The following is a 22,850-nucleotide window of genomic DNA, read 5'->3' as shown; positions in this document are numbered from 1 at the left end:
AGAAGAGCGTCTCCGCGCCGCGCCGGACAGCGTCCGACGGTGCGGGCCGCGCCCGTGGCGTCAGCCGCCGCGCCGCACCGGGAAGGGAATGATCGTCGATCTCGACGGCTCTTCCGGCGGCGGCTCCGCATCGGCTGCCCTGCGGCGTTGCCCCGCCGCGATGAGCAGCTTGATGTGATCCGGAAAGCGCCGCCTGCGCAGCCACGCCGGAATGTCCTGCTGCTGCCTCATCCATCGCTCCCCGCCCGGCGCCCTGCGGCACACGGACCGAGAAGAGCCATCTCGGCGCAGTCAGGGGAATGACCGAGCGTCCCAAGTTCTTGCTCGAGCGTTCCGAAGGATTTCTGCGGCGCCCGCCGCACCGCCGCACCGCCGCACCGCCGATCCGCGCCTCGGCGCCGACCGGGCGGCCCGGTCCCCGTCGGTCGCACCGCTGCGGGCGCCGCCGACGGCGCGCTGCCGCGAGCGGCCGGAGCGCCGTCCGCGGATCCCGACCGGACAGACCCGGCTCGGGATGCCCTCACTCCTCCGGGGGGCGACGGTCCACGCTCGCGGATGCGCCGCCCTGCGATCCGGACCGTCGCGGCTCGGCGCGGGACTCGCGCCCGATCCGGCGGCCCTCCGGCACCCGGACCGTTGCCGCCGCCTGCCGCTTGGGGCGCCGGATCGGGCCGGGCTCCGCGACCGCTCCGCGCGTCGGCGATCGTGCGGACACGGCCTTGTCGTCGGGCAGGGGCCGGGTCGCGGCGTCCGCCGTCGCGACCCCGGACGCCGCTTCGGTCCGGAGGGCGTCCGGCAGCGGGAGATCCGGGTATGCGGCGAAGCGCAGCCCGGCGACGGGCGCGCTCTCGGCGGGCGGGGCTTCGGCCACGGGCGCGATCGGTTCCAGCCCCTCGGGCGGCGGGATGACGTCCGGGGCGGCCTTCTCGAGTGCGGCCTCGGCGGCCAGACGTCCGCTCCGCGCCTCGGCCGCGGCCTCCAGGGCGCTGTTGCGCGCCGCCACGGCAGCGGCGAGTTCGCGGCGCAGCGCCTCGGCCTCGTGCCGCGCCTGGGCGCTTCCGGCCTCGGCAACGGTCACCTGCTCGCGCATCCGCGTCTCGGCGGCCTGCGCCGCCTCCTCCGCGGCCCGGCGGGCCTCATCGGCCTGCTCGGTCGCCTGCTTGGCAGCCTTCTCGGTCGCCGCGATCTGCCCCGCCGTCTCGCGCAGGCGCAGCGTCTCGCCCTGGGCCGCGGCGATCGCGGATCGGGCCTGCGCCAGTTCGCGGGCGAGGTCCGCCGCCCGCGCCTCGCCGGCCTCTGCGCGTTGCAGGAGGGCCGCGGATCCGGCACCCGGTTCGTGCAGCGGCAGGGACGATCCCGCTAGGGCGATCGCTCCGGTCCCGAGCGCCAGCGCCGCGAGGGCCGCGCCGGTCCGGACGGCCCGGCCCGCGCCCGAGGCCGGTCTCGGCCCGCGCCCGACGAGATCGGGATAATCCCGGCGCAAGCTCTCGGCCCAGTCCTGCCGGTCGCCTTGGGGCCGGCGCGCCGGCCCCGTGGGTGCGGAGGAAGCGAGGGCGGCGGAGGTTTGAGGAAGCATGGCGTGTCTCGTGCCGGCACTATCCGATACGATCATCATAGAATCCGCGGCCGAGATCCGGCGTTGCAATCTGGTCTAATCCGAAAGGCTGATGGTTGCGCCGAAGGTCGGGCCTCTAATCCTTAAAATGTCTCTTCGTCTCCAGAGCGCTTGACTACGGTGGATCTGCCGCCGCGATTCGCCGCTCGGCACGGGAAATGCGTGGATCCCACCTCCCGCACCGGAGCGTCGAGGAGGGCCGCCTCGACCGAGTCCAGATTTTCGAAAGGTCCGTAACGAGAAGAATCTACTGATCGGCGAGCGATTGTTAATTTAGTTTAGTGTGCCCCTGTAGAAACTTCTTCTAGCTCTTCGTAAGACAAACAGGGAGTAGGTGTAAAAACCTAAAGGAGCCTTTCTTCGGCAGCTCGATACGCTGCACCCGACCATCGCGGAACCTGAAGGATCGAGTTGTATCATGATCGACTTGGTGCACAGCGGTGACGATGCCCAGGCATCGCGCAACGATCCGGTCCCGACCGTGATCCTGGGCGGAACGGTCCTGTTCCGCGACGGCCTGCGGCGCCTCCTCGCCCCCAAAGGGTTCGCGGTGATGGCGGCGGACGAGAGCGGGTGCGGGCTGGGATCGGGGGACCGGGTGCCCCGCGTCGCCATCCTGTGCGCGCAGCCCAGAGTCGAGCTGTCCCTGGTCGAAGTCCGCGCGGCCCGCGCGCGCTTCCCCCAGGCGGCCCTGCTCTGCCTGTGCTCGAGCTTCGACGAGGAGCAGGTGGTGCCGATGCTGGAGAGCGGCGCCGCGGCGATCCTCACGCACACGACCGGCATCGACATCCTGATCCAGACCCTGGAACTCGCCCTGCTCGGGCACCGCATCGTCCCGAGCCTGCCACCCGCCGCCGAGCTCGGCCCCGAGCCGCTCTGCGAAGCGGCCGCACCGGTGCAGGAGAGCCGCCTGGATCCCGTCGCCGAGGCGGGCGCCTTCCGGCCCTCGCCGCGCGAGACCAAGATCATCGCCTGCCTCGTGCGCGGCGCCTCGAACCGCGATATCGCCCTGCAGCTCGGCCTGCCCGAGAACCGGGTGAAGGGCCACGTCAAGGCGATCCTGCGGAAGATGCGGGTGCGCAACCGGACGCAGGCGGCGATCTGGGGCATGACGACGCCCCTCGGCAACGCCGCGCCCCTCGGCGTCCTGAGCGACGCGCACCCGGACGCAGCGGACCCGGAGGCGGCCGACCCGGCCTGGAACGGCACGGACGACGATCCGTTCGGCAGGCTGGACCAACCGGCCGCGGAGCGTCCGCTGTCGATCGCCCCGATCCCCGGCAGGCTGATACGGCCGATCCAGCTCTGATCGGGGCGCGACCCGGCCCCTGACGCCGCCCCTCGGGCCGGCGGCAGACGGTGGTTGCCGTCCGCCGAACGGGATACCGGTTCGGCGCACGAGAGCCCCCGTCACGACACCGGTCGAACGCTGGTCGCGGGCGCAGAGCGACGCGGACCGGCTCAGGTCACCCGACACGGGCACGAGGCCGGCGCCCCCGGCCCCGTGCCCGTTCGCGTTCTCCGCGACGTCTCCGGCATCCCGCGCGACGCCCATCGTGATCTCGCACGCGCCGGTCGCGGGCGCGCCGCGACCCCCGCCCTGTTGCGGTGCACGATCGGGCTAATCCCTGATCTCACTTCCCAATCGCGGCGCGGCGACGATCCATTGGCAGCGATCCGATCGACCTGTCGGACCCGCCCCTGCGGGCCGGGCAGCCGGGCGATCCGCGATCGGGTCTGCGCGAGTGAGGGCGGGATGAACTGGGTTCCGGAGCAGCCCAACGCGGGTTCGAGCCTCAGCCTGAGACAGGTCTACGAGGCCCAGAGCCTCGGACTGGTCCGGGCGGTCTGGCGGCGGCGCCGGCCGATCGCGATGCTCGTGGCCGGGGTGCTCGTCGTGGCCGCCGCGATCAGCCTTCTGCTGCCCGATCGCTACACCGCCGAGACCCTGATCCAGGTCGATCTCGGCCGCTCCTTCGCCCCACAGGTCGGCCAGCCCGCCCAGGCGCCGACCGCGAACCTCGACGCGGCGGCCATGGTCGAGAGCGAGGCGCGCGTGATCCGCTCCCGGGCCATCGCCCGGCGCGTGTCCGAGGATCTGCGTCTCGCCGACGATCCGACCTTCGCCCGCGGCTTGGGGCTGCTCAGCCGCCTGCTCGGCCGCGACCCCGGCGCACCCGGCGACCCGGCGCTCGCCGCCGAGCGGGCGGTCAAGGCGCTCGCCGCCAATCTCGGCGTCACGAACGACGCCCGGGCCTACCTGATCTCGGTCACCTACACCGACCGTGATCGGGAGCGCGCCGCGCGCATCGCCAACGGCTTCGTGGAAGCCTATCAGCGCAACCGCCTGGAGATCGGCGTCGCCGATGCCGAGCGCGTCAGCACCTGGCTCGAAGCCCAGGTCCGGGCCACTCGCCTCTCGCTGGACCAGGCCGAGGCCGCGGTCGAGCGCTATCGCGAGGAAGCGCGGTTCGTCGAGGGCGCGGGCGGCTCCAACCTGCCCCAGCAGGCCCTGCAGGATGCCCAGGCGCGGCTCGCGAGCGCTGGGCAGGCCCGCCTCGCCGCCGAGGCCCGGCTGGCCCGTGCGCGCGAGATCTTCGCGGGCGGCGGCGTGCCCTCGGCGCAGGACCTCGCCGGCGCCCCGGTGATCCAGCGCCTGCTGGAAGGCGTGGAGACGGCCCGGCACGAGATCGCGGCCCTGGGCTCGGCCGGACCGCGCCATCCCCGCCTGCTCCAGGCGCAGGCGGCGCTCTCGGAGGCGCAGGAGCGCCTGCGCCAAGAGGTCGACCGGGCGATCGGCAACCTGCAGAGCGAGCTGCGCTCGGCCGCCGCCGAGGAGGAGGCGACCGCCGCGCGGGTCGAGACCCTCAAGGCCGCGGCGATCGGCGAGATGGGCCGCGAGGCCAAGCTGCGCAGCCTCCAGGCCGCCGCCCTCTCCGTCCGCGACCGGCTGAAGCTGCTCAATGACGGCCATGCCCAGGCGATCGCCCTCGCCGGGGTGAAATCCTCGGCGGTGCAGGTGGTGATGCGGGCCGAGCCCACCCTGGTGCCCTCGAGCCCGAACCGTCCGCTGATCGTCGGGCTCGCCGGCGCGGGCGCCGGCGTAGCGGGCATCGCGGGCGCGCTCCTGCTCGCCCGGCGCGATAACGGCTTCCGCTCGGGCACCGAGGTCGCCGAGTTCACGGCCCTGCGCTGCCTCAGCATGGTCCCGGCCATCACCGCCGATTCGGACGCGTCCGCGATGCGGATGTTCGACGAGGCGATCCGGCTGGTGACGGCGGGCCTCGGCTGGTCGCGGCCTCCCGCGACCTCGCAGGTCCTCCTCGTCGCCTCCGCCCTGCCGAACGAGGGCAAGTCCCTGCTCTGCATGGCGCTCGCGCAGTCGCTGGCCGGGCGCGGGACCCGCACCCTGGTGATCGACGCCGCCGGGACCGGCCCGGGCGACCCGGACGGGCGCACCGACCTGCGCACCGTTGTGCTGGGCGATCCCGCGGGCTTCCTCGACAGCGTGCGGGAGCGGCGGGTGGTGCGCCTGCGCGGCGGCGGCTGGCCCGAGGCCGGCGACCTTCTGGCGGGCGAGCGCTTCGAGCGCTTCCTCACCCTCGCCCGGACGCGCTTCGATCTCGTGCTGATCGAGGCGCCCCCCGCCATGCTGGTGCTGGACGCGGTGCACCTCGCCCACCTCTCCGACGCGGTCGTCCTCGCCGTCCGCTGGGGCGCCACACCGCGCCGGACGGTGGTGGCGCTGCTCCGGCGCCTGCAGGAGCTCTCGGTGCGGGTCCGCGGCGTCGTGCTCACGGAGGTCGATCTCGACGAGCACCGGCACGACCGCTTCGCCGACCAGTGCGGCCACTACGTCGCGCACCGGGCCTTCTTCGCCCGGAGCGCCCTCGCACGGGATGCCCAGGCCGATCCGCCGACCGAGGCCGCGGCGGTGCCGTCGTCCGCCGGATCCGGGCCGGCCGCGGGGGCGCAGGCCGAGGCGGCCCCGCGTCGGCCCCCGGCTCCCGCACCGCCCGAGGGCGGAAAGCTGCCCTCCGGCGCCCGTACGGCCTGATGCGCCGGGCCAGACGACCGACGCGGCGTCCCGGCCGGGCCGCCGCGATCCGACAGGGATCGCACGCCATCCGGCGAATCGAGGGAGCGGGTTCGATGAGGATCATGGTGATCGGTGGGAACGGGTTCGTGGGCAGGCCGCTGACGCGCCTGCTCGCGGCGGAGCACGCCGTCTGCGTGCTCGACGCGCTCCGCTACGGGGAGAGCCGCTTCACCGCGGCCGAACTGGCGCGGATCCGGCTCGTGCCCTGCGACATCGCCGATGCGGCGGCGGTGGAGGCGGCGATCCGGGACTTCGCCCCCGAGGCGATCATCCACCTCGCGGCGATCCACTACATCCCGGAATGCGAGCAGGACCCGGTTCTGGCCGTGCGCACCAACGTCGCCGGCACCGTCAACCTCCTGGCCGCCTGCCCGCCGGGCTGCCGCTTCGTCTTCGCCAGCAGCGGCGCCGTCTACCGGGCGGAGGACGACCCGCATACCGAGGCGGCCTCGCCGGTCGAGCCCTCCGACATCTACGGCTTCACCAAGCTGCACGGGGAGCACTACGTCCGCTACATGGCGGCGCAGCGCGGCTTCCCGGCCGTGGTGGTCCGCCTGTTCAACGTGATCGGGCCGGGCGAGACCAACCCCCACCTGATGCCCGAGATCGTCGCCCAGCTGAAGGCCGGCCGGACCGGGATCCGGCTCGGCAATCTCAGCCCGCGGCGCGACTACGTCCATGTCGAGGACGCGGCCCGCGGCTTCATGGCGGCGGCCCTGGCCGGCAGCGTCGAGCGTGGCGCCTGCGTCACCGTCAATCTCGGCACCTCCCGGGCCTACTCGGTCGAAGAGGTCGTCCACCGTCTCCGCCGCATCGCCGGCACCGACTTCGCCGTCGAGTCGGAGCCATCCCGGGTCCGGGCCGTGGACCGGCCGGTGCTCGCCGCCGACATCGCCCGCATCCGCGCGCTGTTCGGCTGGGCGCCCGCCTTCGGGATCGACGAGGCGCTGGCCGACCTGTGGGCGCGGCCCGAACTCTCGGCGCACCTCACGGCGAAGTACCCTCTGGCGGCCGAGCCGCGTCCGGAGACCCGGCAAAGGACGCGGCGCGAGAGCCGGCAGGCGAATCCGCAAGAGAACCCGCGAGAGACCCTGCGAGAGAGCCGGAAGGACCAGCGGCAGGCGCTCCGGGCCGCCGCCCTCCGAGCGTCCGGGCTCAGCACCCCGAAGGTCCGCGCCCCGCGCGCGCGCCGCCTCCCGGCCCCGGCGCCCTGAGCGCGGCCGTCTCCCCTCCGTCCCCGCTTCCCTGTCCGAGAAGGTGTGCCCCATCATGTCCGCGAAATCCGTGAGCCCCACCGGCAAGCCCCGCCTCGCCATCATCGGCTGCGGCGCGGTGGTCGACCACCACCTGCTCCCCGCCCTGAAGCGGCAGGGCTGGGCGCCGAGCGTGCTGATCGACCGCTCGCCCGAGCGCCTCGCCCTGCTCGCGGGCCGGGCCGGGCGCAAGCGCGCCGAGATCGTCACGGCCGCCGACTGGGCCACGGTCGCCGACCAGTTCGACGCGGCTCTCGTCGCGACGCCCCACACCACGCACGGCCCGATCGGGCTGGCGCTGCTGCGCGCGGGCAAGCACGTCTTCATGGAGAAGCCGCTCGCCACCAAGAGCGCCGAGGGCGAGGCGATGATCGCCGCCGCCGAGGCAGGCGGGCGCGTCCTGGCGGTGGGCCTGCTGCGGCGCTACCTGCACGTGGCGCGCTGGACGAAGGCGCTCATCGCCTCCGGCACGCTCGGCGAGATCCGCCGGGTCGAGGCGCGCGAGGGCTTCGTCTTCAACTGGGCGACGAGCTCCGACGCGCTCCTGCGCCACGACCTCTCGGGCGGCGGCGTGCTGATGGATACCGGCGCCCACACCCTCGACCTCCTGGGCTACTGGCTCGGCGACATCACGCCGACCGCCTATCGCGACGACGGCGACAGCGGCGTCGAGGCCGATTGCGTGCTGGAGTTCGGGATCGCGGGCGGCGGGCGCGGCCGGCTGGAGCTGAGCCGCACCCGCGACCTCGCCAACACCGCGCGCATCGAGGGCAGCCGCGGCTTCGTCGAGGTGGCGCTCTACGCCAACACCGTGCTGGCCGGCTCCGCCGAGGCGATGGCCTTCGCCCACGAGGGGCTCACCCCCGCGACGATGAAGCCCCAGCTCTTCCCCGAGCTGTTCGACGCGGAGATGCGCGATTTCCTCAGGAGCGTGACCGGGCCGGAGCGGGTCTCGGTCACGGGCGAGGCGGGACTCGCCTCCGTCCGCCGGATCGAGGCCTGCTACGCCATGCGCGCGCCCCTCGACCTGCCCTGGGACGCGGCCAACGCCCTGCCGGCCGGCGGCATCGCGCCGGGCGCCAAGGTGGTGGTGACGGGCGCGAGCGGCTTCATCGGCGGTCGCCTCGTCGAGCGGCTGATGCGGGCGGGCGCCGAAGTCACCTGCCTCATCCGCGAGATCGGCCATGCGGCCCGCCTCGCGCGCCTGCCCGTGCGCCTCGTCAAGGCGGATCTGGCCGATGCCGCGCAGATCCACGCGGCGCTCGCGGGGGCGGAGTACGTCTTCCACTGCGCCTACGATCCGCGCTCGCGCAAGCAGAACCTCGACGGCGCCCGCAACCTCGTGGCGGCCTGCGGCGCCCACGGGGTGCGCCGCCTCGTCCATGTCAGCACCTTCTCGGTCTACGAGCCCTTCCCGGCCGGGCCCCTGACGGAGCAGACCCGGGACGGCGACCGCTCTTGGATCTACGTGCGCGACAAGCTCGCCATCGAGGCGGAGGTGCTGGGCGCGGCGCGCGACCGGGGCATCCCCACCACGGTGGTGCAGCCCACCATCGTGTACGGGCCCTTCTGCAAGCCCTGGACGAACGCGCCCGCCGAGATGCTGATCTGCGGCGAGGTGGTGCTGCCCGACCGCGGCGAAGGCCTGTGCAGCGCCGTCTACGTCGACGACCTCGTGGACGGGATGCTGCTGGCCGCGACCCGGCCGGAGGCGGTGGGTGAGCGTTTCATCCTGTCGGGGCCGGACGCCGTGACCTGGGCGAGCTTCTACGGTGCCGTCGCCCGGGCGCTCGGGGTGAAGCCACCGGTATTCTGGCCGGCCGCCGCGGTGTCGAAGGCGAACCAGGGCCTGATGCGCGACATCAAGCTCGTCGCCCGCAACCCGAAGCGCATCATGCAGATCATCGTGCGCTGGCCGCCCGCGCGCCAAGTCCTGCAAGCGGGGCTCGACGCCCTGCCGAAGCCCCTGCGGGCTCTGGTGGACCGCTACTATTTCGGCACCGGCGGGCGCGCCTTCGGAGAGGTCTTCGTACCCGATCCGCAGAAGGCCGCCCTCTACAGCACGCAGGGCGCAGCGCAGATCGGGAAGGCGCGGGCGCTGCTCGGCTACGCCCCGCGCTTCAGCTTCGCCGCGGGCATGCGCGAGACGAAGCCCTATCTCGAATGGGCCTTCGGCGATCTCCGCCGCGCCGCCCGGCGCGCCACCGGCCCGTCGGAGCCGCCGGTCGCCCCGGTCGCGCCCGAGATGGCCGATGCCCGCTGAGACCGGGGCAGGCCGCAGCCTCCGCGTCCCGTTCGCGGGGCGCACCCTCTCGCCGCGGCTGCGCTCCGCCGCCGCGCGGGTCGGCTGGCCGCTGGTCGATCAGGGGATCGCCAGCGTCGGCACGTTCGGGATCACCATCGTGCTGGCGCGCAGCCTCCCGCCGGACGCCTACGGCGCCTTCGTGCTCCTGCTCGGCTGGCTGATGCTCGTGCAGATGGCGACGACAGCGCTGCTGTTCTACCCGCTCTCGATCCGGGCCGCCGCGCCCGAGCAGGGGGCGGCGCTGATGGGTGCGGTCCTTGCCGGCGTCGGGGCCGTCTGCGGCGCCGCCGCGATTCCCCTCGGCCTCGGGCTCCATGGCCTCGGCCGGGACGAACTCATCCTTCCGGCCATCGTCTACCTCGCCTCCTGGCAGGTGCAGGAGGCTTTCCGCCGCTGCCTGTTCGCGCAGCTCCGGTTCTCCGCGGCGGTGCCGGGCGATGCCGTCAGCTATCTCGGCCAAGTGCTCCTCGTGCTCGGGCTCGACCGGGCCGGCCTGCTGAGCCCGGCCTCGGCCCTCGCCGCCATGGCCGCGACCTCGGCCGCCGCGGCCCTGCATCAGGCGGCGGTGTCCGGCCTCGCGGTCCGACCCGCCGCGGCCGCGCTCGCCGCGCGGATCGGCGATTTCTGGCGGCTCGGACGCTGGTCGCTCGCCAACAACCTTCTGGGCCTCCTGCGCAGCCAGGTCCTGCTCTGGGGCCTCGTGGCGCTGGCCGGGACGGCGACGGCCGCCGAGCTCCAGGCCGGGATGAACCTCGCGAATCTCGTCAACCCGCTGGTGATCGGCCTGTGCAACATCATCCCGCAGACGGCTGCCCGCGCGATGGGTGCGCAAGCGGGCGGGAAGGCGGCGGCCTGGCGGGCGGCACGGCCCTTCGCCCTGGCAGGCGCGCCGATCATGGGCCTGTTCTGCCTCGTCCTCGTGGCCGCGCCCGAGCTCGCCCTGCGCGCCGTGTACGGGGCCGGCTCGCCCTATCTCGGCCTCGCCCTGCCGGTCCGTCTCCTGGCGCTCGCCGCGCTCGCGGGCTACGCCGCCGACATGGTCTGCTCCTACCTGCACGGTGTGGAGGCGGCCCGGCTCGCCCTCGCCGTCAACGCGGCCGGCACGGGGGCGACCTTCGCCGCGGCCGGCATCCTCGTCGCGGGCTACGGCGTCACGGGGGCCTGCCTCGCGCTCTGCCTCGCGGCGCTGGTGCGCCTCCTCGCGGCGCGCTGGCTGCTCGCCCGGCTGATCGCCGGGGACGCGCCGGCCGCACCGCGGCGCCCGGGCGGGCTACAGGCCGCAGCCGGGACGCCGCTCAGGGCAGGCTCCTGAGCCGGTCGAGGAGCGCGGCATCGGCATAGCCGTCCGGCACCAGTCCGACCGAGCCTTGGTAGGCCCGCACCGCCGCCCGCGTCTTCGGGCCGACCTTGCCGTCGACGCCGCCCGTCGCGTGGCCGAGCGCGCTCAGCCGGGCCTGGAGGTCGCTGCGCTCGCCGGCGTCGAGCATGCGGTCGCCGCGGGGCCAGTCCCGGGCGAAGGCCGGCGCGCCGCGCAGGCGGTCCGACAGGTGGCCGACCGTGAGGGCGTAGGACAGGGCGGTGTTGTAGCGCAGGATCGTCCGGAAATTGGGGAGCAGCAGGAAGGCCGGCCCCCGTGCCCCGGCCGGCAGGATCAGGCGCGCCGGGGCGTTCGCATCCGCCGGGCCGGGCTCGCGCACGGTCCGCACGCCGAGCCCCCGCCACTCCGCGAGGCTGCGCTCGGTGCTCTCGTCGGCCAGGGCGTAGTCGAAGCCCTCGGGCAGCAGCGCTTCGAGGCCCCAGCTCTCGCCCGGTCGCCAACCCGCCGCCGCGAGGTAATGCGCCGTCGAGGCGAGGGCGTCCGGCACCGAATTCCAGATGTCGCGCCGGCCGTCGCCGTCGAAATCGACGGCCTGCGCCTGATAGACCGTCGGCATGAACTGCGTGTGGCCCATCGCGCCGGCCCAGGAGCCGGTGAGCCGGTCGGCGGACACGTCGCCCTGCGCGAGGATCTGCAGGGCCGCCATCAGCTCGTCGCGCCAATAGGGGGCCCGCGTCGGATCCCCGCAGGCGAGGGTCGCGAGCGCGGGGATGACCGGGCGGACGATCCCCGCATCCGCCAGAACCGCGCCGTAGCTCGATTCGACGCCCCAGAACGCCACCAGCGCGAAGCGGTCGACCCCGTAGCGCTGCTCGATGCGCGCGAGCACGTCCGCCCATGCGTCGAGCTGGCGCCGGCCCTCGGCGACGCGGGCTTCGGTGATGGCGGCATCGAGATAGGCCCAGATCGGCCGCGCGAATTCCGCCTGCTGCCGGGTGGCCGCGATCGCCCCCGGATCCGGGGCGAGGTTTGCGAGCTGCGTCTCGATCAGCGCGTGCGGGAGGCCGCGCTCCCGCGCCTGGTCCGCGAGTGTGTCGCGGCAAGCGGCGAAGGGCGCGGGCTGCTGCGGGGCCGCCTGGGGGGCCGATCCGGCCTGCGGGCCTTGTGCGGCCTGCGGCGCCTGATCGGCCTCCGGCGCCCGCGCTTCCGGGGCGGCCTCGGCCATCGGGAGACCGAGGGCCGCGGCGACCAGGACCGGCTGGAGGCATCGGTGCAGAGCGACCCGCAACACCCGCATGATCCTGGCACCCTCGACCGGCCGTGGCGGGCCGGAGGCTAGCGAAGGTCCTGGCCGGGCGCAAAGGGCGTGATGGCCCCCGCCCGAAGGCGGGAGCCGCGAAGGCGTCAGCGCCGGGTGGTGGAGCCGCCGGAGGTCGAGCCCGTGGAGCCGCCCGTGGAACCCGTCGAGCCGGAATGCGAGGTGGTGCCGGTGGTGTCCGACTTCATCTCGTGGCCCGGCGCGTAGCCGGAAGCCCCGGGACTGCCGGCGCGGCTGCCCTTGTCCTGCATCTCGTGGCCCGGGGATTTCGCCGACGCGCCGGGGTTCTCGGCCGCCAGGGCGGCGCCGGTCAGCGCGAGGGAGCCCAGTAGAGCCAGGGTCAGGTGCCTCATGATCGTCTCCTCCATTGAAGGCGCTGAAAACGTCAGCTCCGCCGAAAGCGTTCCACGAACATATCGCGCGCGGAATTTCGCAACGACGACGTTTCAAGTCTTTCGTTTTTCTGAGCTGGGCCGCGGAACGCTTTTCCGGGGGTCGCCGTTGCTGGGCTCAGTCAACCCAAGGAGCGATCCCCATGCGGAATATCCTGATTGCCGGCGCCGGTCTCGTGGCCCTGTTCGGCGTCGCGTCCTCGGCGAGCGCCGAGGAGACCACGGTTGTCCGCCGCGACAGCGCCCCGAGCGTCTCCGTCGAGCGCCGCGAAGGCGTGGTCGAGCACCGGGACGTCACCACCGGCAGCGTCGATTGCGGCTCGAAGACCGTCCACAAGGAGGACGGCGCGGGCAATTCGAAGACGGTGCACAAGGAAGGCTGCTGATCCGGTAGGCCGCGCGACCGAGAGGAGCCCCCGATGCGCTTCCGACTTCTGCCCGCCGCCACCACCGCGCTGATGCTCGGTGCCGGCCTGCTCGGCACCTCGACCGCCGCCTTCGCGGATCCGCCCTGGGCGCGGGACGGCTACGGCCACGGCTATCGCCATGGCGGCCCGCCGCCCTGGGCGCCTGCCTATGGCCGGCGCCGGCACGAGGGCTGGGGCGGTGACCGCCCCTACCGGGCGATGCGCTTCCGCGAGGAGCGGCGCTCGTACGGCTACCGCTACTGAGCGCGCTTCGGGACGGCCCGCCCAGGGCCGTCCCGTCCGGAGAGAGTCTCCCGCAGCGGGCCGGTGCGCGTCGGGTTGGGGGCCGCGCTCCAGGGATGCACGCAGAGTTCGCGCAGCCGCTGCGCCGAGCGCGTCCAGTCGCCGATCTCGAGGGCGAGGGCATGGGCCGCGCGCGACATCGCCGGCCACGCCTCCGCGGGCATCCGCGCCGCCCGCGACAGGACCGCGGCCACGCCCGCAGCCGAGTTCGTCTCGATCACGAAACCGGCGCCCGCCCGCTCCACCGCCTCGCCGAGGCCGGTGGCCCGCGAGACGATCAGGGGCAGCCCGTTCAGGGCGGCCTCCAGCGCGCCGACCGGCTGTCCGTCGAAGCGCGAGGCCTGAACGAAGTAATCCCAGCTGCGCAGGGCCCGGACCTTGTCGCGCCCGAAGACCGGGCCGCCGACCGTCACGCCGTCGGCCGCGCCGTGCTGGGCGGCGAGCGCGGCGAGCGCGGCGGCCTCCGTTCCGATCTTGCCGAGCCCGGCCAGCGCGAGGCGGCCCGCGCCCCCCGCCGCGCGGTGCCGCGCGAAGCCCTCGACCAGGAGATCGAGCCCCTTGTGGGCGATGGCGTAGCGCCCGCAGAATCCGAAGGCCGGATAGATCGCCGACGGGCCGGCCCGCTCGGGCCAGGCCGGGATGCCGTCGAAGGCGCTCGAGTAGGCGGCGTTCCCGACGATCTCGATGCGCGCCCGGGGCGCGATCCGGCGGATCGTGGCGGCCTCCGGCTCGTTCAGGGCGTGCACGAAGGCCGCCTCTTCCAGGAACCGGCGCTCGAAGGCCATCAGGTAGAGGGCGGCCGCCGGCCGGACCGGCCGGTCGCCCGCGAAGACGTGGGCGTAGCGCCCGTGCACGGTGACGACGTAGCGGAGGTTTCGGCGCGTCAGGGCGCGCCCGAGCGCGGGCAGTAGCGGCCTGCGCCCGCCGTGGACGTGCACGAGGCTGCCGGGCCCGGCCCCCGCGGCGAGGGCCTCCACGATGGTGGGCGCGGGTTGCACGATGTGGCCGAGGATGCGTCGGCCGCCGAGCGGCACGGTCCGCACCGGGGCCTGCCAATGCGCGAGATCCAGGCTGCGGCCGGGCTCGTGCAGGAGGACGATCCCGGCCGCATCCCCCATGCGGATCTGCTCGCGGGCCAGGAAGTTGGCGACGTGGTGGACGCCGTTGGTGCGCGAATCCTCCACTTCCTCCACGACGAGATGGCGGACATCGAGGGCGCGGGTCGCGCGGGGCAACGCGTTCGGGGGCATCGGAGAGGTCCGCGAGGAAGTGGCGGAAGCCCGGCCGTGCGGCCGGATGCGGCCGGAGCACGCGGCGTCTCCGCGGAGTCCGCCCCATGCACCGGGATCCTGTGATCGACCGGCCGTCCCGGAGCGCCGGTTCCCGACCGGCGCCACCGCGGCCCCGGTCGGACGGGGTCGCGTGCGATCGAGGGCGGCCGGGTGCGGCCGGCGGCGCGGGCGATTAGCGATCCCGCCGCATCGGCCGGCCGCCGCCCTTTGCGGCCTGATCCGCGGCCTACTCCGCGGCCTGTGGCAGCGGCCCGGTCTCGGCCGCGCGCGCCAGCTCGCTCTCGATCCAGCGATAGGTCGGGACGAGCCCCTCGCGCACAGTGGTCCGCGGCTCCCAGCCGAGCACGTGGCGGATCAGGGTGTTGTCGCTGTTGCGGCCGCGCACGCCCTGGGGCTTGGTGACGTCGTGGCGCAGGTTCACCCGCTTGCCCGAGATTTCGCTCGCGATCGCCACCAGCTCGTTGATGGTGATCATCTCGTCGGTGCCGAGGTTGAGCGGCGCGCCGTAATCCGACTGCATCAACCGGAACAGGCCCTCGACGCAATCATCGATATACATGAACGAGCGCGTCTGCAGCCCGTCGCCCCAGACCTCGATCGTGCCCCCGTCCGGGCACAGGGCCACCTTGCGGCAGATCGCGGCCGGGGCCTTCTCGCGCCCGCCGTCATAGGTTCCGAGCGGCCCGTAGACGTTGTGGAAGCGCACCGTGCGGGTCGGGATGGCCCAATCCTCGCTCATGTATTGGCACAGCTTCTCCATGTAGAGCTTCTCGAGCCCGTAGCCCTCCTCGGGCTGGGCCGGCCAGGCCACGTCCTCGCGCAGCGGCGTCACGTCGGGCGAGGTCTGGAGGTGCATCGGGTAGACGCAGGCCGAGGACGAGAACAGGAACTGGCCGACGCGGGCGTCGTGGGCCGCCTTGGCCATGTGGGCGCTGATCAGCGTGTTGTTCAGCGTGATCTCGGCATGCGAGCCGCTGATGAAGCCGATGCCGCCCATGTCGGCGGCGAGGTGGTAGACCTCGTCCATGTCCGCGACCACGGCTTGGCAGGCGTCGTGCTCGCGCAGATCGCAACGGACGAAGTCGTGAGCGGCTGACGGCGCGTATTCGGGGTACTTGATGTCCGCGCCGCGCACCCGGTAGCCGCGCTCCACGAGAAAATTCACGAGGTGGTGTCCGATGAAGCCGCCGGCACCAGTCACAAGAACGTTTTTCATTTGGACTGTCCTCTCCTGCAACTCGTACAGGAGTGTCGTGACATGGCTTCGACTAGGATTTCTATTTGCATTGGGGGCTACAACCGAATCGCCCACCTCTCAGACGGAAGACGATCCGTGTCTTCGTCGGGGCGCCATGCGACCTCGGCCGGAATCCCGATTCGCTGGTCACGGGCCGCCGTTCAGGCGAAGGGTCCGATCAGCCGGCGGTACTCGGCCTCGGCGATCCCGTAGCTCTCGCCCGCGGCGGCCACGAGGCGGCTGCGGTCGCGGATGCTGATCCGGCCGCGGCTGGTGGCGATCGCGTCGGCATTCTCGAGGTTGCGCAGCGCCACCGTGACGGCCGGGCGATGGGTGCCGAGCGCCTGGGCCAGGGCCTCGTGCGTCAGGGCGATGTCGTCGCCGTCGAGCCGGTCGGCCGCCAGGAGCAGCCAGAGGGCGAGCCGCTCGTCGAACCGGCGGCAATAGGCGGCCAGCGCCATCTGGCTGGTCCAGAGCATCACCACCTGGACGTAGCGCATCAGGATCTCGTGCAGGGTGCCGCTCTGCGCCATCAGGCGGCGCAGCGTGCCCGCGCCGATCCGCAGGGCCGTTCCGGGGGTGCGCACCTGCACGTCGAGGGGGGCGCACTCGACGCCGAGGACGAGGGCCGTGCTCACCATGCCCTCGCGCCCGACGAGGTGGGTGTCGATGAGGCTGCGCCCGGCCGCATCGATCAGCACCGAGACGAGCCCGCTCTCGGGGAAATAGGCGTAGCCGATCGATTCGTTGGCGATCACGATGCGCTCGCCCGCCACCAGGGCGACCTCCTCGAAGAGGGGCCGCATCAGGTTGAGCATCTCGGCGGGCAGCGCCCGCAGCAGGCGGTTCTGCACGCCCGGTCCCTGCAGGGAGGAGACCGGCGGCATGCTGGACCCGCCCGTCGACGGCTTCGCCGCCTGGGGGTCGGGTGTCGCGGCCCGGCGGTTCTCCGGCGAACGGACCGGATTCGCGTCGAGGGAACGCCGCGCCCGCCCCTCGCCCGGAAAGGGGGTCCGAGCGGCTCGGGCGGCGGCGAGGTCACTCGGATAGGAGGGCGCCACCGGCTCCTCCCGAGGGTGCGGAGGTGGGCGGGGCGGCGACGGGCGCGCGCGAGGCCTGGGCGGCGCGCACCGGCTCCCGGGCGAGGACCCGCAGATAGGTGCGGTGGGCGGCCTCCGCCGCCGCCGCCCAGGTGAAGCCCGCGGCGACGCGGGCGCGGGCCTGCGCGCCCATCCGGCGCAATTGCGCGGGATCGGCGGCCAGGGCTTCGAGGCTCGCCCTGAGAGCCTCGACGTCGCCCGCAGGCACGAGCCGCCCGCAGCCGGCATCGATCTGGTGGGGGATGCCGCCGACGTCGGATGCCAGCACCGGCAGCCCGTGCGCCATCGCCTCGAACACCACGAGCGGCAGGGTGTCGGCGAGCGTCGGGAACACGAACAGGTCGGCCCGCCGCATCAGGGCGCCGACCTCCGCGTCGGTCAGGCGCCCCGTCACCACGATGCGCAGGCCCGGACCGGCCGCGCTCCGGGCCGCCGCGTAGTCGATCTCGGGCCGGGTCTCGCCGCCGACGATCAGGGTGAAGGGGCGGTTCAGGGCGCGGCAGGCGCGCAGCAGCACCGGCAGGCCCTTGTTCGGGGTGTGGTTGGCCAGGAACAGCCCGGTGACCGCCCCGGTGCCCGGTTCCTCCAGGCCGAACCGGGCCCAGGTCGCGCGGTCGGCTTCCGGGTCGGACGGTTCCGGCAGGGCCACGCCGTTCGGCACGATGTCGATCGCTCCCGTGAAGCCCATGCCGCGGATGATCGGCACGTCGGCGGGCGAGAGCGCCAGCATGGCGGCGGCGCCCCGCACCGTCTCGGCCACCGGCCCCTGGACGAGATGGCGCCACGCGGCGCGGCGCAGGGCGTCGAAGCCGTAGATCGCCCCCCCGTTGGCGACCTCGTTGAATCCGTGCGTCGAGACCACGTAGGGGAGGCGCGAGGCCCGGCAGGCGCGGGCGATCCGCGCCATCTCCAGCGCCGGCATCGGGTTGTGGAGGTGGACGAGGTCGTAACCGCCCGCGCGCACCGTCCGGGGGATGTCCGAGCGGTAGAACAGGGTGCTGTAGCGGTTCGACAGCCGCGACCACGGCACCAGCGGCGGCAGGGTGGTGCGGACCGGCAGCCGCCGGATCTCCGCATCGCCGGCCGAATCCGCCGCCATCATGCTGGCGACCGAGACGGCGCAGTGGCGCGCCAGGGCGGCGCTCAGGCGCTCGCCGGCCCGGGCGCCCCCGCTGACCGAGAGATGGGGCGGTACCACGATGGCAGAGAGGACGCGGATCATCGGGAATCTCCTTGAAGCCTTGGAGTCTTGGCGCCGCCTGCGAGCTCTCGCCCGGGGCGCCGTCGGCCGCCGGTGATCTGCTTCCGCGCGCCGGTGATCTGCTTCCGCGCGCGGGATGGGATCCGGGAACCCGCTCGGGGCAGGATCCGCCGGCCGGGGGGCCGACCCGGCCCCGGCGCGGAACGGCCCTAGGCGCCCGCGTCGATGTCCTCGATCCGCACGCAGTCGTCCGTGCCGGGATCAGCGCAGGATCCGGCGCCGCTGCGGCCACGGCCGCGTTCCGATCGCGCCGTACATGATCAGCGGCCTGATCTCGCTCATGATCGCCTCCTGTCCGCGAACGATTCTTGCTGGAGACCGCGCTCCACCGAAGGTTCTGCAGCGATATGCTTGCTGATCGCCAATCGGTTTGGAACGGGGGATTTGGTGTTACCGGATGCGGGCATTCGGGCGGCTCCGCGCCCCGAAGTCTTTCTGCGGGACGCCCGGGACCGGGCACGGACCCGCGCGGCGTCGGGCGCTCGGCGGGGCGGCCTCCCCTCTGGCGGACCGCAACCTACCGCAGGGCGGCCGTCTCCCGCGCCGCGCCGCGCACCGCGCTGGCCTCGGCGGCGGTCTCCGGGCCGCCGCGGCGCACCTCGACGATGTCGCCCGGCATCAGGGCCGCGCGCATGTCGGACTCGATCGTCTCGGTGCGGCCCTCGGACGTCCGGGTGATGCTGACGGACCGGGATGCGGCCGAGGCACCCGGCAGGGCGCTGCCGCTCTGGAGGCGCGCTTCGCGGATCTCGCGGGCGCTGGGGAGTTGCGTGCGCGTCTCCTCCAGCCGCGTCACCGTCTCCTGGAACTCGGCCATGACGCGGCGGTGATAGGTGTCCTTCATCTCCTGCACCCGCAGGGCGAGGTCTCCGAGCCCCAGGTCGAGGCGCGCGAGATCGGAGTTGAGCCGGGCGATGCTGCCCTTGTTGCGCGCCTCCTCGCGCTGCAGCTCGATGCCCTGGTAGCGTCGGGCGAGGCCGTTGGAGATCAGCTTCTCGTAATCCTCGAGATGGGCCTGGATCAGGCGCAACTGCGTCTCTTCGGCCTCCCGCTGGGCTTTCACCCCGGCGATCTCGGCCTCGATGCGGGGCTTCTGCGCCTCCAGCATCGCGACGGACTGGCGCAGCGCATCCCGCTGCGTCCTCAGGATCATCCGCTCCTGCGCCACGAACGCGTCGGCCGCGTCCCCGCCTCCGGGCGGCGGCTCGAAGGTGTCCCGGTCGAGCCGCTGCGCCTCCAGCCGGGCGCGGCGGACGCCGTAGAGGCGGAAATTCGTCTCCAGCACGCGCAGGCGCTCGTCGGCGAGCAGGAAGTCGGTGCGCTGCGTGATCTGCACGGTCTCGGGCAGGGGAAATCCCCCCGCGAGTGCGATGCCGCTCAGCACCGAGAGGCCCGGCCGGAACGGGTAGCCGCCCGGCAGCCGCACGTCGCCCAGCACGTAGATCGGCCGCAGCTCGGCGATCCGCAGGCTGACCACCGGCTGCTGCAGGTAGCCGTCGGCGAGCCGCTCGGCGATCCGCGCCTGCGCCTCCGGCAGGGTGAGCGCCGCGACCGCGATCTCGCCGACGAGGGGCAGGACGATGCCGCCGCCGGAGCCAACCGGGAACTCGCCCGACAGGTCGGACTGACCGTAGACCGAGAGCGTCACGCGGTCCCCGGCCGTCAGGCGGTAGCCCGCATCCTGGGCCGAGGCCGGTCCGGCGAGCAGGCCGCCGAGCAGCAGAGCTCGGGCGAGGCCGGATGCGCGCTGTCGGGCCGTGGGATGGGTCGTCCTGGCTTTGGTCATGGCAGGGCCGCTCGCGATGGATGGCGCGGGAATGCCCGGTCGCCCGGACCCTGGAATCCTAGGCAGAGCCCGGTGCGGCCCGCAGAGCCATTCGGAGGAGGCGGCGCGCGCGTTGGGATTAGGCCTCGCGCGGGGATGCGGCCCTGCTGCCCCGGGTGATCCCGGGGCGACGGGGCGCGGAGCGGAAGGCGCGCGGAGCGGCGTCCGCTCCGCGCGCGGCTGGGGATCAGCCCTCGATGATCCGCTCGTCGAGCTTGCGGTCCACGGTCTCGACGGTGCGGTCGATCTCGGGGTCGGGCTCGCCGAGCTGGTGCGAGATCAGCTTCACCAGGAGATCGACCCGCTCGATGAAGGGCGCCCCGTTCGCCACCGCCCGCGCCGCCGAGGACGGCTTCAGCAGGCTCTCCGCCGCTCGGGCGTATTTCTCGAAGGGGACCTGATCCGCCGGATCGGCGCCGAGCCGCCGGGCGATGGCGTCGACGTGCTCGTAGATCGCGCGCGAGCGCGCCAGGTCGCCGTGCACCGCATCGTGGATCGAGCGGGGCTCTCCGGGCGTGATGCAGCGGTAGTTGCCGGTCAGCAGCATCGACCACTTGGCGAGCGGCACGAACAGCGAATCGAACACCTTGAGCTTCACCGGCACGTCCTGCCCGTCGAGGCGCACCGCGTCGATGTCGGCCTCCAGCTCCCGGAGCAGGCTGTTATGCGCCTCGTCCGCGAAGGTCGCCGCCTTGAAGTTCGTCGGCAGCCCGACGTGGAGCACGTTGGCGCCCTCGTCGGGCGGACGGAAGGCCTGGGGATCGGGCGAGCAGAGCGACATCAGCCCCGGCTCGAACCGGTCCCACACGCCGGCATTGGTGTAGGCCGTCTCGAGATCCATGCTCGCGAGCGCCGGGATGCGCTTGAGGTAGGGCAGCGGCGGCATGTTCATGATCGAGAGGCACGGCAGCTTCGCCGCGGCGATCTTGATCATCAGGACGCGGATCGTGTGGTTGTTGTATTGCGGCTCCTGCATGGCGAGCCCGACGAGATCGTAGCGCGAGACGTCGACGTCTTCCGGCGGCATCGCATCCAGGGTTCCGGGCAGGTCGCGCGACAGGATCGCCCGATGGTCCGGCTCGTCGCGCAGCTTGATACGGACCTCGGTGCCCTCGGCGTTGATCAGGTCCGCGGTCTTCCTGCGGCAGACCAGAGTCACGTTGTGCCCGGCCATCAGCAGCTTGGTCGCGAGCAGGGAGCCGTAGGAGGCCCCCAGAATCAGAATGTTCCTCGGCACGTCGTCACTCCCCGGTTCTTGTAGCGCTGTTCTATGTATTGGCTGCCGGACGCCGCGCCTATACGTCACGGCGCCCGCGCGCACAGCCGAGGGATGGCAGCCGGTCGGACGGAAGGCAACCCGAGCCCGTCTCGGCGCAAGCCTTCGGTCGCGACCGCTCCTCTCAGCGCCGGATCAGGACCACGCCGCCGATCAGGAGGGCGACGCCGACCAGCCGCGGGACATCGACGGGGCGCTGGGCGAGGCCGAGCCAGCCGAAATGGTCGGCCGCCGTCGCCGCGAGCATCTGGCCGGCGACGAGGAGCCCGACGAAGGCGCTCGCCCCGAGTCGCGGGACGAGCACGATGGCGAGGCCGACATAGATCGCTCCGAAGACGCCGCCGCTCCAGGCCCACCACGGCAGGCGCGCGGCCAGGCTCAGGGCGGGCAGGGGCTCGCGCGCGGCGAGGGCGAGCAGGACCATGCAGGCGAGGCCGGTGCCGTAGCTCGCAAGGCCCGCCCAGACGGCCGAGTTCAGCGCCGCGCGCAGGCTCGTGTTCAGCGCCTGCTGAACCACGATGCTGACCCCGGCGAGCGCGGCGAGGAGGGCGGGAAGCAGGAGGCCGGGCATCGGATCGGGACCTTTCCTCGGCCGCCGTCGCGACCCACCCGCCTTGACAACCACCGCCGGGCCATGCCGTCAAATGCCCGCGCGCGCCGTTTCGATGCGGATAGGGCATGGCAGCCAAGGCATGATGAGCCCCGGGCAGATCGACCTGTTCCGCGCCGTGATGCGCCACGGCGGCATGACGCGGGCGGCGGCCGCCCTCGGCATCGGCCAGCCGCATGTCAGCCGGGCGATCGCGCAGCTCGAGGGCGCGCTCGGCTTCCGCCTGTTCGTGCGCGGGCACGGCAGCGCGCTGCCGACCCCTGAGGGGGAGGCCTTCGCCCGCGAGGTCGAGCGGACCTATGCGGGGCTCGATCATCTGCGCGAGGCCGCGCGCCAGATCCGGGAGCTCGGGACCGGACCCCTGCGGGTCGCCTGCCAGCCCTCGCTCGCCGCCCGCCTGCTGCCGCGCGCGATCCGGCGCCTGTGCGCCGAGCATCCGGGCGTGCGCGTCGCTCTGCACGTGCCGGCGCCCGACACGATCTGGTCCTGGGCCGCGTCGGGACAATGCGACATCGGCCTGGCGCGGCCGCGCCCGGGCTTTGCCGGCGTCGCCGCCGAGCCCTTCCTCACGCTCGATGCAGTCTGCGCCCTGCCGCGCGGCCACCGCCTCGCCGCGCGCCGGACGCTCGGTCCCCGCGATCTCGCGGGCGAGCCAATGATCGCGGGGGGCGCGGGCGTGTTCCAGCAGGCGGTCGAGGCCCGCTTCGCGGAAGCCGGGCTCCAGCCGCAGTTTCCCCTGATGGCGCAGTACACCGCGGCGCGCTGCGGGCTCGTCGCCGAGGGACTCGGCCTCGCCATCGTCGATCCCGTCCCCGCCCGCGAACTCACCGGCCTGCCGATCGTGCTGCGGCCGTTCCGGCCCCGCCTGCCGATCGAGACCCTGCTGCTGCGCCCGGCCCTCAGGCCGCCCGGCGCCCTCGTCGCGCGTCTGGTCGCGATCCTGACCGCGGAGCGCGACGCCCTCTCGCAGGCACGGTGACGCCCGGCATCGTCAGGGCGCGTGGAGCGTCCGGACGATGTGGGACCGGAGGCCGGTGTTCCGCAGCAACATCCGGTCGGCGATCGGGGCCGCTACGTGCCGGATGCTTTCCTGTCTGTCGGTGAGCGCTGGGATTACTGCTCAAAGACCTGACGACGCACCGGATCTCCACCGGATGCGCCCATTGCCGCGATCCGACCGGCAGGACCATCCTCGACCCCGCATTCCGGCCCGCGGCGGCACTGCCGGGCAGGGATTTC

At 73.5% G+C, this 22,850-nt stretch carries 19 protein-coding genes; 8 read left to right on the top strand and 11 right to left on the bottom strand.

Translation table 11 applies throughout. From position 1 onward, the window contains the following. Positions 1 to 60: 60 nt before the first annotated feature. Together ACS5RC_RS06450 and ACS5RC_RS06445 are read right to left on the bottom strand one after the other, a co-directional pair. A complete protein-coding gene (locus ACS5RC_RS06450) occupies positions 61 to 231 on the bottom strand; it encodes a hypothetical protein (protein ID WP_478342999.1) in 171 nt (56 codons plus the stop codon). Positions 232 to 520: 289 nt separating this feature from the next. Further along, positions 521 to 1,576: a hypothetical protein gene (locus ACS5RC_RS06445; RefSeq protein ID WP_478342998.1), complete on the bottom strand. Its 1,056-nt coding sequence runs from the start codon at positions 1,574 to 1,576 to the stop codon at positions 521 to 523. 457 nt (positions 1,577 to 2,033) lie between these two features. Here ACS5RC_RS06445 and ACS5RC_RS06440 point away from each other — a divergent pair, with 457 nt between their 5' ends. The 5 genes from ACS5RC_RS06440 to ACS5RC_RS06420 all read left to right on the top strand — a co-directional run bounded on the left by ACS5RC_RS06440 (position 2,034) and on the right by ACS5RC_RS06420 (position 10,584). Then, entirely contained in the window at positions 2,034 to 2,924 is an 891-nt protein-coding gene (locus ACS5RC_RS06440; RefSeq protein WP_478342997.1) for a helix-turn-helix transcriptional regulator, read from the top strand. A 447-nt stretch (positions 2,925 to 3,371) separates the two neighbouring features. After that, positions 3,372 to 5,672: a GumC family protein gene (locus ACS5RC_RS06435; RefSeq protein WP_478342996.1), complete on the top strand. Its 2,301-nt coding sequence runs from the start codon at positions 3,372 to 3,374 to the stop codon at positions 5,670 to 5,672. Between the two features lie 95 nt (positions 5,673 to 5,767). Continuing rightward, positions 5,768 to 6,928, top strand: coding sequence for an NAD-dependent epimerase/dehydratase family protein (locus tag ACS5RC_RS06430; RefSeq protein WP_478342995.1), 1,161 nt, complete (start codon positions 5,768 to 5,770; stop codon positions 6,926 to 6,928). Positions 6,929 to 6,983: 55 nt separating this feature from the next. Next, on the top strand, positions 6,984 to 9,230 hold the full coding sequence (locus ACS5RC_RS06425) for an NAD-dependent epimerase/dehydratase family protein (RefSeq protein ID WP_478342994.1): 2,247 nt from the start codon (positions 6,984 to 6,986) through the stop codon (positions 9,228 to 9,230). Then, on the top strand, positions 9,220 to 10,584 hold the full coding sequence (locus ACS5RC_RS06420) for an MATE family efflux transporter (RefSeq protein WP_478342993.1): 1,365 nt from the start codon (positions 9,220 to 9,222) through the stop codon (positions 10,582 to 10,584). The genes ACS5RC_RS06425 and ACS5RC_RS06420 overlap by 11 nt, the downstream gene beginning before the upstream one ends. On the opposite strand, the gene ACS5RC_RS06415 is transcribed toward ACS5RC_RS06420, so the two are convergent. Together ACS5RC_RS06415 and ACS5RC_RS06410 are read right to left on the bottom strand one after the other, a co-directional pair. After that, entirely contained in the window at positions 10,568 to 11,881 is a 1,314-nt protein-coding gene (locus ACS5RC_RS06415) for a lytic murein transglycosylase (protein ID WP_478342992.1), read from the bottom strand. The two genes, ACS5RC_RS06420 and ACS5RC_RS06415, sit on opposite strands and share 17 nt — an antisense overlap. Before the next feature lie 113 nt (positions 11,882 to 11,994). Then, positions 11,995 to 12,261 (bottom strand): hypothetical protein, encoded by a 267-nt coding sequence (locus ACS5RC_RS06410; protein ID WP_478342991.1) that lies wholly within the window; start codon positions 12,259 to 12,261, stop codon positions 11,995 to 11,997. A gap of 182 nt (positions 12,262 to 12,443) precedes the next feature. On the opposite strand from ACS5RC_RS06410, the gene ACS5RC_RS06405 reads away from it, so the two are divergent. After that, positions 12,444 to 12,686 carry a hypothetical protein gene (locus ACS5RC_RS06405; protein ID WP_478342990.1) on the top strand — a complete coding sequence of 81 codons (243 nt, stop codon included), beginning with the start codon at positions 12,444 to 12,446 and terminating at the stop codon, positions 12,684 to 12,686. Between the two features lie 33 nt (positions 12,687 to 12,719). Continuing rightward, the gene (locus ACS5RC_RS06400; protein ID WP_478342989.1) at positions 12,720 to 12,971 is read left to right on the top strand and encodes a hypothetical protein; all 252 of its coding nucleotides are present in this window, start codon (positions 12,720 to 12,722) and stop codon (positions 12,969 to 12,971) included. Here the strand turns inward: ACS5RC_RS06400 and ACS5RC_RS06395 are convergent. From ACS5RC_RS06395 to ACS5RC_RS06365, 7 genes are all read right to left on the bottom strand, one after another. Continuing rightward, complete coding sequence (locus ACS5RC_RS06395) at positions 12,965 to 14,260, bottom strand: glycosyltransferase family 4 protein (protein ID WP_478342988.1); 1,296 nt, start codon at positions 14,258 to 14,260, stop codon at positions 12,965 to 12,967. The two genes, ACS5RC_RS06400 and ACS5RC_RS06395, sit on opposite strands and share 7 nt — an antisense overlap. A gap of 268 nt (positions 14,261 to 14,528) precedes the next feature. After that, positions 14,529 to 15,518, bottom strand: a complete 990-nt coding sequence (locus ACS5RC_RS06390; protein WP_478342987.1) for an NAD-dependent epimerase/dehydratase family protein — start codon at positions 15,516 to 15,518, stop codon at positions 14,529 to 14,531. Positions 15,519 to 15,700: 182 nt separating this feature from the next. Continuing rightward, the gene (locus tag ACS5RC_RS06385) at positions 15,701 to 16,426 is read right to left on the bottom strand and encodes a Crp/Fnr family transcriptional regulator (protein WP_478342986.1); all 726 of its coding nucleotides are present in this window, start codon (positions 16,424 to 16,426) and stop codon (positions 15,701 to 15,703) included. A gap of 151 nt (positions 16,427 to 16,577) precedes the next feature. Next, on the bottom strand, positions 16,578 to 17,861 hold the full coding sequence (locus tag ACS5RC_RS06380; protein ID WP_478342985.1) for a glycosyltransferase family 4 protein: 1,284 nt from the start codon (positions 17,859 to 17,861) through the stop codon (positions 16,578 to 16,580). A gap of 556 nt (positions 17,862 to 18,417) precedes the next feature. Then, positions 18,418 to 19,686, bottom strand: a complete 1,269-nt coding sequence (locus ACS5RC_RS06375) for a polysaccharide biosynthesis/export family protein (RefSeq protein ID WP_478342984.1) — start codon at positions 19,684 to 19,686, stop codon at positions 18,418 to 18,420. Between the two features lie 226 nt (positions 19,687 to 19,912). Further along, complete coding sequence (locus ACS5RC_RS06370; RefSeq protein WP_478342983.1) at positions 19,913 to 20,962, bottom strand: ketopantoate reductase family protein; 1,050 nt, start codon at positions 20,960 to 20,962, stop codon at positions 19,913 to 19,915. Positions 20,963 to 21,125: 163 nt separating this feature from the next. After that, on the bottom strand, positions 21,126 to 21,572 hold the full coding sequence (locus ACS5RC_RS06365) for a DMT family transporter (protein ID WP_478342982.1): 447 nt from the start codon (positions 21,570 to 21,572) through the stop codon (positions 21,126 to 21,128). A gap of 121 nt (positions 21,573 to 21,693) precedes the next feature. On the opposite strand from ACS5RC_RS06365, the gene ACS5RC_RS06360 reads away from it, so the two are divergent. Then, positions 21,694 to 22,590 (top strand): LysR family transcriptional regulator, encoded by an 897-nt coding sequence (locus ACS5RC_RS06360; RefSeq protein WP_478342981.1) that lies wholly within the window; start codon positions 21,694 to 21,696, stop codon positions 22,588 to 22,590. Positions 22,591 to 22,850 lie beyond the last annotated feature (260 nt).

Source organism: Methylobacterium sp. HJ2 (assembly GCF_056431005.1).
The sequence above is the reverse complement of the archived record's forward strand: the minus strand, read 5'-3'. Positions and strand labels throughout refer to the sequence as shown.